Annotated in this window: 16 protein-coding genes; 14 read left to right on the top strand and 2 right to left on the bottom strand. The window is 66.1% G+C overall.

Annotated features, from left to right (window positions below; translation table 11 throughout):
- Nucleotides 1–11: 11 nt before the first annotated feature.
- Nucleotides 12–1,025 carry an alcohol dehydrogenase catalytic domain-containing protein gene (locus tag ACJH71_RS16340; RefSeq protein ID WP_406759048.1) on the top strand — a complete coding sequence of 338 codons (1,014 nt, stop codon included), beginning with the start codon at nt 12–14 and terminating at the stop codon, nt 1,023–1,025.
- 28 nt (nt 1,026–1,053) lie between these two features.
- Here the strand turns inward: ACJH71_RS16340 and ACJH71_RS16335 are convergent, their stop codons facing one another.
- Nucleotides 1,054–1,842 (bottom strand): Coq4 family protein, encoded by a 789-nt coding sequence (locus tag ACJH71_RS16335; protein ID WP_406759047.1) that lies wholly within the window; start codon nt 1,840–1,842, stop codon nt 1,054–1,056.
- Nucleotides 1,843–1,936: 94 nt separating this feature from the next.
- Between ACJH71_RS16335 and ACJH71_RS16330 the strand changes: the two genes are divergently transcribed.
- The 6 genes from ACJH71_RS16330 (at nt 1,937) to ACJH71_RS16305 (ending at nt 7,298) form a co-directional block, all read left to right on the top strand.
- Nucleotides 1,937–2,584: a helix-turn-helix domain-containing protein gene (locus ACJH71_RS16330; protein ID WP_406759046.1), complete on the top strand. Its 648-nt coding sequence runs from the start codon at nt 1,937–1,939 to the stop codon at nt 2,582–2,584.
- A gap of 69 nt (nt 2,585–2,653) precedes the next feature.
- A complete protein-coding gene (gene pdxS, locus ACJH71_RS16325; RefSeq protein ID WP_406759045.1) occupies nt 2,654–3,571 on the top strand; it encodes a pyridoxal 5'-phosphate synthase lyase subunit PdxS in 918 nt (305 codons plus the stop codon).
- 42 nt (nt 3,572–3,613) lie between these two features.
- Nucleotides 3,614–4,459, top strand: coding sequence for an acyl-CoA thioesterase II (gene tesB, locus ACJH71_RS16320; RefSeq protein ID WP_406759044.1), 846 nt, complete (start codon nt 3,614–3,616; stop codon nt 4,457–4,459).
- A complete protein-coding gene (gene pdxT / locus ACJH71_RS16315) occupies nt 4,456–5,052 on the top strand; it encodes a pyridoxal 5'-phosphate synthase glutaminase subunit PdxT (protein ID WP_406759043.1) in 597 nt (198 codons plus the stop codon). Before tesB ends, pdxT begins: the two co-directional genes overlap by 4 nt.
- A gap of 76 nt (nt 5,053–5,128) precedes the next feature.
- On the top strand, nt 5,129–6,490 hold the full coding sequence (locus tag ACJH71_RS16310) for an ABC1 kinase family protein (protein WP_406759042.1): 1,362 nt from the start codon (nt 5,129–5,131) through the stop codon (nt 6,488–6,490).
- A 52-nt stretch (nt 6,491–6,542) separates the two neighbouring features.
- Nucleotides 6,543–7,298: a YebC/PmpR family DNA-binding transcriptional regulator gene (locus ACJH71_RS16305; protein WP_406759041.1), complete on the top strand. Its 756-nt coding sequence runs from the start codon at nt 6,543–6,545 to the stop codon at nt 7,296–7,298.
- Nucleotides 7,299–7,320: 22 nt separating this feature from the next.
- Here ACJH71_RS16305 and ACJH71_RS16300 read toward each other — a convergent pair whose 3' ends face one another.
- Nucleotides 7,321–7,932 carry a TetR/AcrR family transcriptional regulator gene (locus ACJH71_RS16300; protein WP_406759040.1) on the bottom strand — a complete coding sequence of 204 codons (612 nt, stop codon included), beginning with the start codon at nt 7,930–7,932 and terminating at the stop codon, nt 7,321–7,323.
- 908 nt (nt 7,933–8,840) lie between these two features.
- On the opposite strand from ACJH71_RS16300, the gene ACJH71_RS16295 reads away from it, so the two are divergent.
- The 7 genes from ACJH71_RS16295 to eccB form a co-directional block, all read left to right on the top strand.
- Nucleotides 8,841–9,152: a PE family protein gene (locus tag ACJH71_RS16295; RefSeq protein ID WP_406759039.1), complete on the top strand. Its 312-nt coding sequence runs from the start codon at nt 8,841–8,843 to the stop codon at nt 9,150–9,152.
- Nucleotides 9,149–10,732, top strand: a complete 1,584-nt coding sequence (locus tag ACJH71_RS16290) for a PPE domain-containing protein (protein ID WP_406759038.1) — start codon at nt 9,149–9,151, stop codon at nt 10,730–10,732. The genes ACJH71_RS16295 and ACJH71_RS16290 overlap by 4 nt, the downstream gene beginning before the upstream one ends.
- A 45-nt stretch (nt 10,733–10,777) precedes the next feature.
- Nucleotides 10,778–11,071, top strand: a complete 294-nt coding sequence (locus ACJH71_RS16285) for a type VII secretion protein EsxS (RefSeq protein WP_406759037.1) — start codon at nt 10,778–10,780, stop codon at nt 11,069–11,071.
- Between the two features lie 17 nt (nt 11,072–11,088).
- Nucleotides 11,089–11,376: a WXG100 family type VII secretion target gene (locus tag ACJH71_RS16280; RefSeq protein ID WP_406759036.1), complete on the top strand. Its 288-nt coding sequence runs from the start codon at nt 11,089–11,091 to the stop codon at nt 11,374–11,376.
- 124 nt (nt 11,377–11,500) lie between these two features.
- The gene (locus ACJH71_RS16275) at nt 11,501–12,466 is read left to right on the top strand and encodes a TauD/TfdA dioxygenase family protein (RefSeq protein WP_406759035.1); all 966 of its coding nucleotides are present in this window, start codon (nt 11,501–11,503) and stop codon (nt 12,464–12,466) included.
- A gap of 50 nt (nt 12,467–12,516) precedes the next feature.
- Nucleotides 12,517–14,358: a type VII secretion AAA-ATPase EccA gene (gene eccA / locus ACJH71_RS16270; protein ID WP_406759034.1), complete on the top strand. Its 1,842-nt coding sequence runs from the start codon at nt 12,517–12,519 to the stop codon at nt 14,356–14,358.
- A partial coding sequence (gene eccB, locus ACJH71_RS16265) for a type VII secretion protein EccB (RefSeq protein WP_406759033.1) occupies nt 14,355–15,385 on the top strand: 1,031 nt, incomplete at its 3' end. The genes eccA and eccB, both read left to right, overlap by 4 nt.

The following is a 15,385-nucleotide window of genomic DNA, read 5'->3' as shown; positions in this document are numbered from 1 at the left end:
AGGGAGCCGCCATGCCAACACATCGCGCCGTGCACGTTGCGGAGGTGGATGCACCGCTGACTCTTGTCGATGTCGACACCACCTCGCCGGGCCCCGGTCAGGTCCGTATCGCCGTGGCCGCCTGCGGTGTCTGCGGCACCGACCACGCCTTCGTCAACGGTGGCTTCCCTGGAATGACCTGGCCGCTGACGCTGGGACACGAGATCGCCGGCACGATCGCCGAACTGGGGCCGGGAGTGACCGACTGGCAGCTGGGTGAGCGGGTTGCGGTCGGCTGGTTCGGAGGGCACTGCAACCACTGCATTCCTTGCCGCAAAGGCGATTTCATCCACTGTGTCAATGGTCAGGTGCCCAGTTGGCACTACCCGGGCGGCTACGCCGAATCGGTGACCGTTCCGGCCAACGCGCTGGCCCGGATCCCCGACGAGTTGACCTTCGTCGAGGCCGCACCCATGGGCTGCGCCGGGGTCACCACATACCACGCGCTGCGATCTACCCAGGCGCGACCGGGGGACCGGGTCGCGGTGCTCGGCCTGGGTGGGTTGGGGCATCTGGGCGTGCAGTTCGCCCGGGCGATGGGCTTCGAGACGATCTCGATCGCGCGCGGAGCCGCCAAGGAAGCTGACGCCCGAGCGCTCGGCGCCCATCACTACATCGACTCGACCGCCGGGGATGTCGCTGCGGCGATGGCGGCGTTCGGCGGGGTGTCCGTGGTGCTGGCCACTGCGGCCAATTCGCGAGCAATGGCCGACACCCTTGGCGGGCTGGCGCCGCGGGGAGAACTCGTGATCATCGGGGTCACCACCGAGCCGCTGCCGGTCGCGCCCGTGCAGCTGATCACCCCCGGGCTCAGCCTCACCGGCCACCCGTCGGGCACCGCCCGCGACATCGAGGAGACCATGCGCTTCGCGGTGTTGTCCGGGGTTCGGGCCCGCATCGAAGAACGTCCGCTGTCCCAGGCAGCCGAGGCCTACGCCGCGATGGCGGAGGGGCGGGCGCGCTACCGCATGGTCCTGACCGCCTGACCGCCTGACCGCCTGGCCGACGGCGGATTCAGGCGGCGGGAAGAGTCGCGTCGTAGTCCCAGCGGGTCGGCGGTTTCATGCCTGGCGGCATCCAGCCGATGAACAGGTGGCCGCCCGGGTGGGCGCTGCGCGTGGGCGTGACACCCAACGCCTCCCGCACCTCCGTGATGGGCTTGTCCAGCAGCTCTTCGTAGGGGGCTGCCATCAAGTTGTCGGCGCGCTGGCCGCGGCGGACCGCTTCACGGAAGTAACGGATCTTCCGCCTCGGCGAGGCCGGGATGACCGGTCCGAGCAGCCCGAGGGTCAGCGTCTTGAGGGCACCGGACGGTTCCATCTGGCCGCAGTGGAAGCCCAGATTGCCGAACTCTCCGCCCATGTCCGGGCCATAGCCGCCCAGGGTGTGGAACATGTCGTGCAGGGCGGTGCCGCGCCGCATCATGAAAAAGAAATCGTCGTCCCAGCCGCGGCGCTCGGCGATCGGCCGGATCACCGTGTCCACGTCGAAGACGCCTGCGTCCAATCGATTGGTGCGCAGAAACGATCGGTAGGCATGGCCGAGCGAGCCCTGCGGCAGCGAGGCCAGATAGTCGTCGTCACCGAGCAGCGCCAACAGATCCGGCTTCTCGGCGAACAGGCGCCGGCCGTTGGGATGCGCCCGCAACTGGTGGTAGCTGCGGGCCAGGATCGGAGCCGCCAGGCCGACGATCAGTTCGAACGCCGAGCCGCCGTTGCGGCCTGGATTGGCCAACAGACGCCACGAGCCGAACACGGCCTGCCAGTCTCGTCGCTCGGGAACCCCGGCAGTCGTTGCAGCCATGCGACGAACCCTCCCTCGGAAAGCGCGGGGAATGCAGTGAGGCTAATAATAGACATATGAGTAGCAATGTCCATATATTTCGGGCGGGTCGGGCATGACGGTGCGCGGGCGGGGCCGACCGCCCGGTGGAGGCAATCCGCCCGACCACGCGCGAGAGCTGCTCCTGGACGCCGCAGAGCGGTCCTTCGCCGACCGTGGCTACCGGGCCTCCACAATGCAGGTCATCGCGCGGGAAGCCGGCTACACCCGCGCGGTGATCTACCGCCACTTCGCCACTCGTGACGAGCTGTTGGACGCGTTGGTGGTGCGGGTGGCCGGACGCAAGATCGCCGAGATCACCGCCCGACTGCACGCGGTGGCCGGGCCCGGGGACCTAGTGACGGAGTCGCTGGTGATCGTGGCCACTGAAGTCGCCCAGGACCCGCTGCTTCGGGTCATCTCCGAGCACACCGACGAGGGCAACGTCGCCGCGCTGATCGCCCGCTCGGCAACGCTGGGTGAGCTGCTGGCCGGGCTCTATGAGGCGGGATTCCGGCAGGCCGGTCCGCAACTGCGGGCCGGTCTGTATTCGGGCGATGCGGCCCGGTTCGTGCTGTCGAGCGCACTGGGATTACTGCTGGGCCTCATCCCCGGTGCCCACGACGCCGACCAGGTCCGCCGCTATGTCCGGGTGTTCGTGTTGCCTGCACTGCTCGCCGATCCACCTCCGGCGGAGCCCGTGTTCACCGTGCAGCGGCAATGAGCGGGAAAATCGCTGGCGTGGGCCCACTACACTGAGCGGGTATTACAGGCCAGCAAGGAGAAGCATTCAGTGGACAGCGCGGCGCAGAACGGTTCGGCACCCGACGGACAAACGGGTACTGCGCGAGTAAAGCGCGGCATGGCCGAGATGCTCAAGGGCGGCGTCATCATGGACGTCGTCACCCCGGACCAGGCCCGCATCGCTGAGGCCGCCGGCGCCGTCGCGGTGATGGCACTGGAGCGGGTGCCCGCCGACATCCGTGCCCAGGGCGGGGTTTCGCGGATGAGCGACCCGGACATGATCGAGGGCATCATCGCCGCGGTCACCATCCCGGTGATGGCCAAGGTACGCATCGGACACTTCGTCGAGGCGCAGATTCTGCAGAGCCTCGGGGTGGACTACATCGATGAGTCCGAGGTGCTCACCCCCGCCGACTACACCCACCACATCGACAAGTGGCAGTACACCGTGCCGTTCGTGTGCGGGGCGACCAACCTGGGCGAGGCGCTGCGCCGGATCACCGAGGGCGCGGCCATGATTCGCTCCAAGGGTGAGGCAGGCACCGGTGACGTCTCCAACGCCACCACCCACATGCGGTCCATCGGTGGCGAGATTCGCCGGCTCACGTCGCTGTCGCAGGACGAATTATTCGTTGCCGCAAAGGAACTGCAGGCACCATACGAGCTGGTCGCGGAGGTCGCCAGGGCCGGCAAGCTGCCGGTGACGCTGTTCACCGCGGGCGGCATCGCCACCCCGGCGGATGCGGCCATGATGATGCAGCTGGGCGCCGAGGGTGTGTTCGTCGGCTCCGGCATCTTCAAGTCCGGTGACCCGGCCGCGCGTGCCGCGGCGATCGTCAAGGCCACCACCTTCTACGACGACCCCGATGTGTTGGCGCGGGTATCGCGCGGGCTGGGCGAGGCGATGGTCGGCATCAACGTGGAGGACATCGCGCAACCGCACCGGCTTGCCGAACGCGGCTGGTAGAGGTGGCGATGAGCGCTTGCGCGAAAAGCAGACGGTCATAGCGTGGCGATCGAAGAGATCCTTGATCTCGAACAGCTCGAGGTCAACATCTACCGCGGGAGTGTGTTCAGCCCGCTGTCCGCGGACAACCAGCGCACCTTCGGTGGGCACGTAGCCGGCCAGGCTCTGGTGTCGGCGGTGCGCACCGTGGATCCGCGTTACCGGGTCCACTCGCTGCACGGATACTTCCTGCGTCCCGGAGATGCCAAGGCGCCCACGGTGTTCACCGTGGACCGGGTCCGCGACGGCGGTTCGTTCTGTACGCGGCGCGTCAACGCCATCCAGCACGGCGAAACCATCTTCAACATGTCGGCCTCGTTCCAGACCGAACAACAGGGCATTGAGCATCAAGATGTGATGCCTGAGGCACCCGACCCCAAGGACCTGCCCGACATCGCCGCGATGAAGGCCTTCGACGACGAGGGCTTCAAGGCGTTCGCCGAGTGGGATCTGCGCCGGGTGCCGCGTGAGCAGCTGCCGCACATCCCGGGCAAGGTCGCCGAGCAACAGGTCTGGTTCCGCCATCGCGACCGGCTGCCCGACGATCCGGTGCTGCACATCTGCGCGCTGGCCTACATGAGCGACCTGACCCTGCTGGGCACCTCCTGGGCGATCCACCCCGGCGAGCGTGACCACCTGCAAGTGGCGTCGCTCGATCACGCGATGTGGTTCATGCGCCCATTCCGGGCCGACGAATGGCTGCTCTATGACCAGTCGTCGCCGTCGGCGGGCGCTGGCCGGGCGTTGACCCAGGGCAAGATCTACAACCGGTCCGGGGACATGGTGGCCGCCGTCATGCAGGAGGGGCTGACTCGATACCCGTCCGGATACCGCCTGACGGACCAGTGAGCGGCCCGCGCATCGGCGTGCTCGCATTGCAGGGCGACGTTCGTGAACACCTTGCCGCGCTGAGCGCTGTCGGCGCCGATCCGGTGCCGGTACGCCGCCGCCGCGAACTGGATGAGGTCGACGCGCTGCTGATTCCCGGCGGCGAGTCGACCACGATCAGCCATCTGCTGCGCGAGCTGGAGCTGGTAGACCCGCTACGGGCCCGGTTGGCAGACGGGATGCCGGCGTACGGTTCCTGCGCGGGAATGATTCTGCTCGCCAGTGAGATCCTCGATGCCGGTGCGCAGGGGCGTGCCGCGATTCCGCTGTCAGGGATCGATATGGCCGTGCGGCGCAACGCTTTCGGTCGCCAGGTCGATTCTTTCGAGGGTGACGTCGATTTCGACGGATTGGACGACCCGGTGCACGCGGTGTTCATCCGAGCGCCCTGGGTGGAGCGGATCGGCCCCGGCGTTGCAGTGCTGGCCGAGGCCGCCGGCCATCCGGTTGCGGTGCGGCAAGGTCAGGTGCTGGCCACCTCATTTCACCCTGAGGTGACCGGCGACCGACGTATTCACCGGCTCTTCGTCGACATTGCCTCGGGCCAGGCCTGACCGTCGCGCCCGCAGTCGGCCGCCCGTTGGGTGACCGGGAATGCGGTCGCCGAGACCGGCCAGGCATGATGTCCGCATGGCAGATCTCGCGCGGGGCGGATTTCGCCGCGCTGTAAAACTGGCGAGCCTCCCGGCCGGAGTCGCAGGCCGTGCAGCGCTCGGTGTGGGCAAGCGGATGACCGGCAAGACCAAAGACGAGGTCAACGCCGAGCTTCTGGAGAAGGCCGCCGACGAGATGTTCAAGGTGCTCGGCGAGCTCAAGGGCGGCGCGATGAAGGTCGGCCAGGCGCTGTCGGTGATGGAGGCCGCGATTCCTCCGCAGTTCGCCGAGCCGTTCCGCGAGGCGTTGGTCAAGCTCCAAAGCGAGGCTCCGCCGCTGCCGGCCGCCAAGGTGCACCGGGTGCTCGATGCCCAGCTCGGTACCAAATGGCGAGAGCGTTTCGCGTCCTTCGACGACACCCCCGCCGCCTCGGCGAGCATCGGGCAGGTACACCGGGCGGTTTGGAAGGACGGCCGCGACGTCGCGGTGAAGATCCAATACCCCGGCGCCGACGAGGCGCTGCGCGCCGACCTCAAGCTCATTCAGCGGTTCAACTGGGTCGCCAAGCAGGTCGTTCCGGGCGCTGACGTGGACCGACTGGTCTCGGAGATCAACGACACCCTGGAAGCGGAGCTTGAATACCGCCAGGAGGCCGACAATCAGCGGGCTTTCGCCAAGGCCTATGCCGATGACCCGAAGTTCTTCGTGCCGGCGGTGATCGCCAGCGCGCCGAAAGTCATCGTGTCGGAGTGGATCGAGGGCCGACGCCTGTCGGCGATCATCAACAGTGGCACCAGACAGGAGCGAGACTCCGCGTGCGCGCTGCTGCTGGAGTTCACCTTGAGCTCACCGGCGCGGGTGGGGCTGGTGCATGCCGACCCGCACCCGGGCAACTTCATGATGTTGCCCGACGGCCGGCTGGGGGTCATCGACTTCGGCGCGGTAGCCGAACATCCCGAAGGCATCCCGCCGGGGTTCGCCGAACTGTTGTGCTGGGCGCGTGACGAGCAGTGGGACGAGGCGATCCGGCTGCTCAAGCAGCTCGGGTTCATGCCGGCCGACTATGACCTGAGTGCCGATCAGCTGGTGGAGTACATCCAGCCGCTGTGGCCCTACATCGACCCGCTGCGCTCGGGGGAGTTCCACTTCACCCGCAAGTGGTTCCAGAAGTCTGCGCTGGTCACGACCGATCCGATGGCGGAAGGCTTTGCCGACCGATTCAAGATGGCTCGCCGGCTGACCATTCCGGCTGGTTACGTCATGTTGCTGCGCACGCTGGGCGGCCTGCTCGGAGTCGCGGTACAGCTGGACGCGCACGTCGACTACGCCGCGCTGATCGAGCGATGGGCACCCGGATTCTTCCCGCCCGAGCAGCCCCCGGCGCGCGAGCAGAACTGACACGTAGAATCGTCGGGCAAAGTTTTGATGCAACAGTGAGGTAGGGCAACCGATGAGCGGCCATTCCAAGTGGGCTACCACGAAGCACAAGAAGGCCGTCATCGACGCTCGTCGTGGCAAGAACTTTGCGCGGTTGATCAAGAATATCGAGGTCGCGGCGCGGGTTGGTGGTGGGGATCCGTCGGGCAATCCGACGTTGTACGACGCCATTCAGAAGGCGAAGAAGAGCTCGGTTCCCAACGACAATATTGAGCGGGCGCGTAAGCGTGGTGCGGGTGAGGAAGCCGGCGGGGCGGATTATCAGACCATCACCTACGAGGGTTACGGGCCCAACGGCGTGGCGGTGCTCATCGAGTGCCTGACCGACAACCGCAATCGGGCTGCCAGCGAGGTCCGGGTGGCGATGACCCGCAACGGCGGCCAGATGGCCGACCCCGGCTCGGTCGCCTACCTGTTCAGCCGCAAGGGCACAGTCACCCTGGACAAGAACGCGTTGACCGAGGACGACGTGTTGGCGGCGGTGCTGGATGCCGGTGCTGAGGATGTCAACGACTTGGGGGAGAGCTTCGAGGTCATCTCCGAGCCCGGGGACCTGGTGGCGGTGCGCAGCGCGCTGGTCGAGGCCGGGATCGACTACGACTCCGCCGAGGCCAGCTTCCAGCCGTCGGTCAGCGTCCCGGTCGACGTCGAGGGTGCTCGCAAGGTGTTCAAGCTGGTCGAGGCTCTTGAGGACAGTGACGACGTGCAGAACGTCTGGACCAACGTGGACCTGTCCGACGAAGTCCTCGCCGCCCTCGACGCCGAATAAGCCATCTCGGCGGACGCCCGTTTTAGCTCACCGGGAATGCAATCCGGTACACGTCTGTGGGGCTGGCTTTCAGCATCCGCGCGATCTCACCGCTAAGACTTTGCCGTAGGTCGGTCGGCGATAGCTCTTCGATGCCCGTCGCTGAACGCAGGAACGGCTCGAACAACTGCCAACCCAATTGCAGCGCAATCACATTGGCGGCAGCAAGACGGCCAGTGAGCTCGTCGTCATAGCTGCTTTGCACGTGCTTCACCAGATTTGCTGCGATAGGGAACCGCTCCTGGAGCTGCCCGACCGGAAAACCGTCGAGGATGGCGCGGGCCAGCACCCGCCACTGCAGCTCGGTCTTGGCCGCGATCACCTCCGCCGACGCGCCTGCCTGCACCGCTGTGGAAACCTCGTCCGCCAGATGGTTCAGAACCGCCTTGACCAGCTGATCTTTGGTCCCCAGGTACCGGAACACCAGTCCGTGGTTCACCCCAGACCGAGCGCCGATGTCGCGAATCGAAGTGGCCGCCGGCCCACGCTCGGCGAAGAGGTCGGCCGCATGGATCAGCACCGCGGCAGTGGCTTCTTCGCGGGCCGCCGAAGCGTTCTCGTCGATCTGGGCGCCTGTTGCATCGTTGTCAGCCACATAGCTACGCTAGCCGCACTACCTCGGTGTAGTCGCTTGACTAGCGGGCGCGCGTCGCGGCGGGCTCGACATGTTGATCCACCAATTCACGGAGGTCCTGATGGCCGCTCCCATGCAGGCCGCCGGCCGAGTGGTGCCGGGCTGCCAGGAATCGCGGGATCGTCAGCTGAACCGCCAGGGGCGATGTCGCTCCTGCTTCCCGTGACACCACGGGGCTGATTGCACGTTCGGTGACCGCACAGCGGGCACCCGCCAACATTGCCACGGTCGGAACCCCACCTCCTGGCCGTGCATCTCTACTTCCTACCGTCTGTCGCGGCTGCTACGTTCGCCGCCGATTGTCGCGGTCTGCCGGCCGGCTCGACTGACGGCGAGGATGGTCGAATTCTCCTATTCGCTGCTGCGTTCGCGACCCTGCGCAGTTCCTCGGCTCGAATCATCCTGTCGTCGAGGACATCACGCTTTCAAGCGACGCGCGCGTGCGAATCCTCATGCTCTGACCAGACCCTGCATCGATAGTAAGACGCTGTGTGGCAGCGCAATTCAACTCGAATCTGCACTTGGATGTCTCGCCCAACGGCTCGATAGTGGCCACTTTTCGTCGGCGCCGGAGCTCAGCGGTGCCCGCCTGTCTCGCCCGATGTTTAAGTGCCGGTGCACCTTTCGGAACCTGCTGATTCAAACCCAACGCGAGATCCTTGCTGGCATTAACATAACCTCGTGAGACACCGAAAATCGGTATTGCACAACATAATTCGTAGGCTCTCGGCGGAGACGTGAAGCTCTCCTCCAACGGCCGTCGCACAGTGCTTCTCAGATCGGTGGTCGACACGTGTTCGGCCCTGGTGGTCCTATGAGTACCCACAAGCAGTTGCGAGGTTTTCCCCCAGTTCGGAAGGAGATTGGTCATGCCGCTACATGTCGTCCCCGAAGGACTGGCCGCTGCCTGCGCACGCGTGGAAGCGCTGACAGCCAGGCTGGCGCAAGCACATGCCAGCGCGGCGCCGGTGATCACGGCGGTGGTTCCTCCTGCTGCGGACCCGGTATCCCTGCAGAGCGCGACCACGCTCAGCCTCTTCGGTGGCCGGCATGAAGTGGTGGCGGCCCAGGGCACAGCCGAACTCGGCCGATCGGGGATCGGCGTCGGCGAGGCCGGCATCAACTACGTCGCGAGTGACGCCGCCGCGGCGTCGGCGTACCCGCACTGGCGGCTGGCATGAGCGCGCCGGCCTGGATGGCGTTGCCACCGGAGGTTCACTCAGCACTGTTGAGCAGTGGGCCGGGATCTGGCCCGGTGTTGGCAGCTGCCGGGACATGGAGCTCCTTGAGCGCCGAGTACGCCTCGGCGGCCGAAGAACTCAGCGAGGTGCTGGGGGCCGTGGAGAGCGGGGCGTGGCAGGGCACCAGCGCCGAATCGTACGCAGCAGCCAATGCCCCCTACTTGGCCTGGCTGACGCAGGCCAGCGCCAACAGTGCTGCGGTCGCCGCCCAGCACCAGACCGTGGCCGCCGCCTACACCGCTGCGTTGGCGGCAATGCCGACACTGGCGGAACTGGCCACGAACCACACGGTTCACGGGGTATTGCTGGCGACGAACTTCTTCGGAATCAACACCGTCCCCATCGCATTCAACGAAGCGGACTACACGCGGATGTGGGTTCAGGCTGCCACGACGATGAGCACCTACCAGGCGGTCGCGGGCTCTGCTGCGGCGTCAACGCCGGAGACCCCTCCGGCTCCGGCGATCCTCAAGTCGGCGGGGCCGGCAGAGACCTCGGATCCGGCGGACCCGTGGGGCCCTGCCCATACCTGGACTGATCCCTTCCTGGAGGGCTTAGCGCAGGTGCTGCGGTCTGTGGGGGTCAACTGGGAGCCCGGATCCGGCACCATCAACGGGCTGCCCTACTCAACATTCACCAATCCACTGACCGGGCTGTACTGGGTCAAGAACACCGTGACTCTCATTCAAGAGGTCGACTACGTCATTGCGAATGTCGGGGCTCACCCGGAAGTCGCCCTGCTGCTGCTCAACCCGGCGACCCTCTCGACGTTCTTGATCGCGCACCCGCTGGTCGCCATCGAACTGGGCGCCGCAATAGCCTCGACCCTTACCGCGCCCTTGGCGAGTCTGAGCGCGTTCGCGGCGCTGGCAGCCCTGCCATGGCCGTCCGACGTGCCCATGCTGGTCGACTCGGTTCCCGAAGCCACCTTGGCGCCTGACTCGGCTACGGCGGTCTCCAACCCGCACCTGGTGAGCGTTGCCGGGTCGGTGCCCGTTTCGGGATCCCCTGCGGCCGGGCTTCCGGCGAGCGCCTCTGCCGGTGCAGGGGCGCCGGCACCGGCGCCCGCGGCAGTTGGGGGAGCGGGAATCGCGTTCCCCTACATGATCGGATTCGGTGGCGGTCCTGGGATTGGCTTCGATTCGAGCAACAAGACCGGAAGCGGCACCGGCGCACGAGCGCAGAGCCCGGCATCGGACTCGGCGGCAGAAGAATCCGCCGCGCGTCGGCAGGCACGCAAGCGCCGCCGCCGGAGGACGCAGCTGCACGATCACGGCGACCAGTTCGCCGACATGAATGTCGACCCCGAATGGGCGTCGCCGGACGATGGCCCGAGTGCTTCACAGGGCAACGCGGGACAGCTCGGTTTCGGGGGCGGCGTTGTCAAACGCGATGTGCAAGAGGCGGGTTTAACCACCCTCACCGGTGATTCGTTCAGTGGTTTTCCGATCGAACCGTTGATGCCGAGTACCTGGACCGGTCAGTCGACCGAAGGAGTGGGTGACAACGCAGAGAGCTGATCCTCGGTGAACACAAGGCAATCGATGTGGATAGGGAGATAAGCGATGAGTTTGTTGGATGCGCATATTCCGCAGTTGGTGGCGTCGGAGTCGGCGTTTGGTGCCAAGGCGGCGTTGATGCGGTCGACGATGGCGCAGGCGGAGCAGGCGGCGATGTCGGCGCAGGCGTTTCATGTGGGTGAGGCGGCCGCGGCGTTTCAGGGGTCCCACGCCCGGTTTGTGGCGTTGGCGGCGCGCGTGAACGCGTTGCTCGACACGGCGCAAGTCAATTTGGCGGATGCGGGCAGTACCTACGTGGCTGCCGACGCAGCCGCGGCGAGCACCTACACCGGATTCTGACGAGAAGGGACTGTGTGATGTCACAGATTCTGTACAACTACCCGGCGATGCTGGCGCATGCCGCGGAGATGAACGGGCATGCAGCGACATTGCAGGCTGTGGGTGCTGATATTGCCAGTGAGCAGGCGGCGTTGTCGGCGGCGTGGCAGGGCGATACGGGGATGACGTATCAGGCGTGGCAGGCGCAGTGGAATCAGGCGATGGAGGAGTTGGTGCGGGCCTATCACGCGATGGCCACCACCCATGAGACCAACACGTTGGGGATGCTCGCCCGCGACACCGCCGAGGCCGCCCGCTGGGGGTGACCCCTTCTATCTGACCGAAAAGAACTCTGCCAAAACAAATTCGGCAGGCCAGCGCGCGGATTCCACGTCAGCGCGCCGGCTCCAACCTCTCGAGAACCAGCTAGACCGACAAAGGAGAAGTCTCATGTCCAGCCAATCGCTTTCCACCCGCTCCGACTTGGACGTGGTGAAACTCGGCGAATACATCGGCGCCAGGATCGACGGAGTCCAGTTGGGCGGTGACTTGGACGACGACACCGTCACCGCGATCAACGACGCGTTGGTGACTCACAAGGTCATCTTCTTCCGTGGGCAGCACCATTTGGATGACGTCAGCCAGTTCGAGTTCGCCCGGCTGCTGGGTACCACGACGGCCCCCCACCCGCTGTTGCAGGGCGAGGGTGCCATTCTTCCCATCGACTCGTTCGGCGGCACCAGCGCGAACAGCTGGCACACCGACGTCACGTTCGTGGACCGGGTGCCCAAGGCGTCGCTGTTGCGGGCCGTGGAGCTGCCGTCCTACGGCGGAACCACCCTCTGGGCCAACACTGTCACCGCCTACGAGCAGCTGCCGGATCCGCTGGCCCGCCTGGCGGAAGAGCTTTGGGCGGTGCACAGCAATGCTTTCGACTACACGCAGCTCGACTTGACGGACTCCAAGCAGCTCGAGAAGTACGCCGATCTGCTGCAGTCGGAGGAGTTCCAGGCATACGTGCAGACGTTCAACTCCACCACGTACGAGACGCAGCACCCCGTGGTGCGGGTGCACCCCGAGAGCGGGGAACGCTCCTTGCTGCTCGGCAATTTCGTGCAACGAATCGCGGATGTCAAGAGCTCCGAGTCGCGTCTGCTGTTCCAGCTCTTCCAGGAGCGGATCACTCGACCGGAGAACACCATCCGGTGGAACTGGCAGCTGGGCGACCTGGCGATCTGGGACAACCGGGCCACCCAGCACTACGGAGTCGCCGACTTCGGGCAGGAGCACCGGCGGTTGCACCGCATCACTCTTGCCGGCGACATTCCGGTCAGCGTCAACGGCGAGCGCAGCCGCGTGATCCAGGGCGACGCTTCGGCGTACTCCGTCATTGGAGAGCCGCGAGCGGTGGCGTAGGCCACCAATCGTTTCGGGCCGTACAGCATTGAGTGGGAAGTGATTCGAGGATGAATAACCGTGACGTGGGCGTGCTGGAGGCACGTACTCGCACAACCAGGGTGGACGCCGACATCGTCAGCCGGTTCGCCACCTGCAGTCGGGCGCTGGGTATCGCGGTCCACGGTCGGAAACGGCCCGCCGACCTGGCCGCGGCCCGCACCGGCTTCGCCGCGCTGACTCGTGTCGCCCACGATCAATGCGATGCATGGGTGGGTCTGGCCGCTGCCGGCGACACGTCGGCACGCGTTTTGGAGGCGGTCTGGCGCACCGAGCCGTCGGTGGGTGCTCTGCAACGGCAACTCGACCTGCAGCACGGGGCGCTGGGCTTCCACTATGACTCCGGTCTGTATCTGCAGTTCCGTGCCACCGATCCCGACGATTTCCGGCTGGCCTACGCCAGCGCGCTGACCGCGGCCGGCGGGTACGGCGAGGCATACCGGCTCGTCGCCGAGATCGCCGAGCGCCGAGCGGGCTTCCGCGATGCCCGCTGGCTCGCCACTGTGATCCACTATCGCGCCGAGCGGTGGTCGGATGTCGTGAAGCTGTTGACTCCGATCGTCAACGACCCGGAACTCGACGAGTTGTTCGCCCACGCCGCAAAAGTCGCCCTGGGAACTGCACTGGCTCGGCTGGGTATGTATGCCCCGGCGTTGTCCTACCTGGAGGAGCCGGAAGGGCCGATCGCCGCCGCGGTCACCGACGGGGCCTTGGTCAAGGGGCTGATCCTGCGGGCCCAAGACGATGAGGAATCCGCGGCCGAGGTCTTGCAGGACCTGTATGCCGCCAACCCGGAGAACGAGCAGGTTCAACATGCCTTGCTGGACCACAGCTTCGGGATTGTGACGACCACCGCGGATCGGATCGCGGCGCGCACCGACCCGTGGGACCGCGGCACCGAGCCGAACGAATCCGACTTCATCGATCCTGGCGCGCATGAACGCAAGGCGGAGTTGCTGGCCGAAGCGGAGCGTGAACTCGGCGAGTTCATCGGCCTCGACGAGGTCAAGGATCAGGTACAGCGGCTGAAAAGTTCGGTAGCGATGGCTATCCGGCGTGAGCAGCACGGCCTGGCCGTGGCCCAGCGTGCCCATCACCTGGTCTTCGCCGGACCGCCGGGGACGGGCAAGACCACCATCGCCCGTGTGGTGGCGAAGATCTACTGCGGCCTGGGTCTGTTGAAGAAGGAGAATGTGCGCGAGGTGCACCGTGCTGACCTGATCGGTCAGCACATCGGTGAGACCGAGGCCAAGACCAATGCGGTCATCGACAGTGCACTTGATGGTGTGCTGTTCCTCGATGAGGCGTACGCGTTGGTGGCCACCGGCGCCAAGAACGACTTCGGGCTGATCGCCATCGACACGCTACTGGCGCGGATGGAGAACGACCGTGACCGATTGGTGGTGATCATCGCGGGTTACCGGGCTGACCTGGACCGGTTCCTGGACACCAACGAAGGTCTGCGGTCACGTTTTTCTCGCAGCATCGACTTCCCGTCCTACTCGGCGGGCGAGTTGGTCGAGATCGCAACAGTGATGGCCGAGCACCGCGACAGTGTCTTCGAACCGAGTGCGCAAGAAGACCTACAGGCACTGTTCGGTCAGCTGGCCGCGGCGTCGCACCCCGACGCCAACGGTGTCGAGCGGCGCAGCCTAGACATTGCCGGTAACGGCCGGTTCGTGCGAAACCTCGTCGAGCGCTCCGAGGAGGAGCGCGAATTCCGGCTCGACCATTCCGAACAAGCCGGCACCGAGGCGTTCACCGATGAGGAGCTCATGACCATTACGGCCGAAGACGTTCGTAACTCGGTGGCGCCGTTGCTGCGTGGCCTGGGTCTGGAGGCCAAGGTATGAGCGCACATTCGGACCGGTCCGATCTGACCGAAGACGGGCGGCGCTCGTTCGCCTCGCGTACCCCGGTCAACGAGAATCCCGACCGGGTCGAATACCGGCGCGGCTTTGTCACCAAGCACCAGGTCAGCGGCTGGCGTTTCCTCGTGCGGCGGATTGCCTCGGGTCTTGCCCTGCATGACACCCGGATGCTGGTGGAGCCGCTACGCACCCAGTCCCGTTCGGTGTTGATGGGGGTGGTCCTACTGGCCACCGGAGTGGCTGGCAGCTTTGTCTTGTCGTTGATCCGACCGGGTGGATCAGCCGGCAACGATCCCGTGTTGGCTGACCGCTCCACCTCGGCGCTGTATGTGCGGGTGGGAGATGAGCTGCACCCGGTGCTGAACCTGACCTCCGCGCGGCTGATCGCCGGTCGTCCGGTCAACCCCACCGCAGTGAAAGCTGCGGTGTTGGACAACTTCCCGCGTGGCAACCTGCTGGGCATTCCCGGTGCACCGGAACGGTTGGTGCAAAACGCCGACGCCGATGCGAACTGGACGGTGTGCGACGCGGCGTCCGGCAGCGCCACGGGCGTGACGTTGATCGCGGGGCGGTTGGACACCGACGGGAGCCGCGCTGACGCATTGGGTGCGCAGCATGCGGTGCTGGCCGACAACGGTGCCGGCGCCTGGCTGCTGTGGAATGGCAAGCGCAGTCGGATCGACCTCGGCGACCGGGCTGTCACGGCCGCGCTGGGCTTGGACGCGGGCGCATCGAAGCCGCGCCCGATCGCTCCGGGATTGTTCAACGCGATTCCGGAGGCGCCCGCGTTGGTGGCGCCGGTGATCCCCGATGCGGGGAACCCGCTGCCCTTCGCCTTGCCGGTGCCGGTAGCCATTGGCTCGGTGGTCGTCGCCCATGAGATCGACGACAGCTCCGACACCGCCCGGCAGTACTACGCCGTGTTATCCGATGGGTTGCAGCCGATTTCTGGTGTGGTGGCGGCGGTGTTGCGTAACACTGATTCGCAGGGTTTGGATCGGCCGCCGGT

Origin of the sequence: Mycobacterium sp. SMC-15 (genome assembly GCF_045310925.1) — a bacterium.
Lineage (GTDB): Bacteria > Actinomycetota > Actinomycetes > Mycobacteriales > Mycobacteriaceae > Mycobacterium.
The sequence above is the reverse complement of the archived record's forward strand: the minus strand, read 5'-3'. Positions and strand labels throughout refer to the sequence as shown.

Bases quoted from the DNA above. Each gene is read 5' to 3' on its own strand.
- ACJH71_RS16340 (WP_406759048.1), top strand. From the start codon at position 12: ATGCCAACACATCGCGCCGTGCACGTTGCGGAGGTGGATGCACCGCTG.
- ACJH71_RS16335 (WP_406759047.1), bottom strand. From the start codon at position 1,842: ATGGCTGCAACGACTGCCGGGGTTCCCGAGCGACGAGACTGGCAGGCC.
- ACJH71_RS16330 (WP_406759046.1), top strand. From the start codon at position 1,937: ATGACGGTGCGCGGGCGGGGCCGACCGCCCGGTGGAGGCAATCCGCCC.
- ACJH71_RS16310 (WP_406759042.1), top strand. From the start codon at position 5,129: ATGGCAGATCTCGCGCGGGGCGGATTTCGCCGCGCTGTAAAACTGGCG.
- ACJH71_RS16305 (WP_406759041.1), top strand. From the start codon at position 6,543: ATGAGCGGCCATTCCAAGTGGGCTACCACGAAGCACAAGAAGGCCGTC.
- ACJH71_RS16295 (WP_406759039.1), top strand. From the start codon at position 8,841: ATGCCGCTACATGTCGTCCCCGAAGGACTGGCCGCTGCCTGCGCACGC.
- ACJH71_RS16290 (WP_406759038.1), top strand. From the start codon at position 9,149: ATGAGCGCGCCGGCCTGGATGGCGTTGCCACCGGAGGTTCACTCAGCA.
- ACJH71_RS16285 (WP_406759037.1), top strand. From the start codon at position 10,778: ATGAGTTTGTTGGATGCGCATATTCCGCAGTTGGTGGCGTCGGAGTCG.
- ACJH71_RS16280 (WP_406759036.1), top strand. From the start codon at position 11,089: ATGTCACAGATTCTGTACAACTACCCGGCGATGCTGGCGCATGCCGCG.
- ACJH71_RS16275 (WP_406759035.1), top strand. From the start codon at position 11,501: ATGTCCAGCCAATCGCTTTCCACCCGCTCCGACTTGGACGTGGTGAAA.
- eccA (WP_406759034.1), top strand. From the start codon at position 12,517: ATGAATAACCGTGACGTGGGCGTGCTGGAGGCACGTACTCGCACAACC.